Below are 725 nucleotides of genomic sequence, written 5' to 3'. Positions count from 1 at the left end.
CGGGTGACCCAGAAGACGTCGTCGTCCTCTTCGAAGCCGATCGCCAGCAGCTGCGGATCGGGCTTGCCGAACTCGATGTCCTGCGGGTAGAGCACGTAGGAGAATCCCGACAGGCGCAGCGCCACTTCGACGACCGCGAGCAGCAGCGCGATGCTCAGCAGCGCGACGGCGAGATTGATCGCCAGGGCACGCAGCCGCAGACTTAGTGAAACTTCCATCTTTCAGCGTCTTTCCGGATGGTTTATAACCGCAATACAGTAACCGAATCAATCAGGCCCGAATCTGCTAAAGGTCCTTGTCGCCTGAGGCAAGGCATCGCTACAATTTGCTGCCACCGCCCCGGGCGTTTTCTATATCACCGGCCCCGATCCGCGACACAACAACTCCCTGACAAGCTCGCGATCTGAACCCGGAAGCCCGGCAGTGATACGCCGGACGGCTTCCCGTTCCAGGGCCCCACACGGAGATCGATCACCATGGACAGCCAGCACCCTACACTCATTTCGTCAGGCGCGACTCTGGCGCGACCGGCGTGGAGGAAGGCACCATGAGCGTCGTCAAGGCCAAGTCAACCAAGAAAGTGGATCCGATCAAGAAGGCGGTGCGCAGTTTCATGACCGGGCTGAAACGGCGCAACCCCGGCGAGCCGGAGTTTCACCAGGCGGTTCAGGAGGTCGTCGAGTACCTGATGCCCTATGTCTTCGAGCATCCGGAATACAGAGAGG

The 725-nt window shown here is 60.3% G+C and carries 1 protein-coding gene; it reads right to left on the bottom strand.

All coding sequences use genetic code 11. The features are described from left to right. Positions 1 to 218, bottom strand: a 218-nt coding sequence (locus tag GY725_21915) for a hypothetical protein (GenBank protein MCP4006846.1), incomplete at its 3' end; no start/stop codon positions are given. Positions 219 to 725 lie beyond the last annotated feature (507 nt).

The sequence above is a fragment of the bacterium genome (assembly GCA_024226335.1).
GTDB lineage: Bacteria > Myxococcota_A > UBA9160 > SZUA-336 > SZUA-336 > JAAELY01.
Note: the sequence above shows the minus strand (reverse complement) of the source record. Positions and strands in the feature narration are given on the sequence as shown.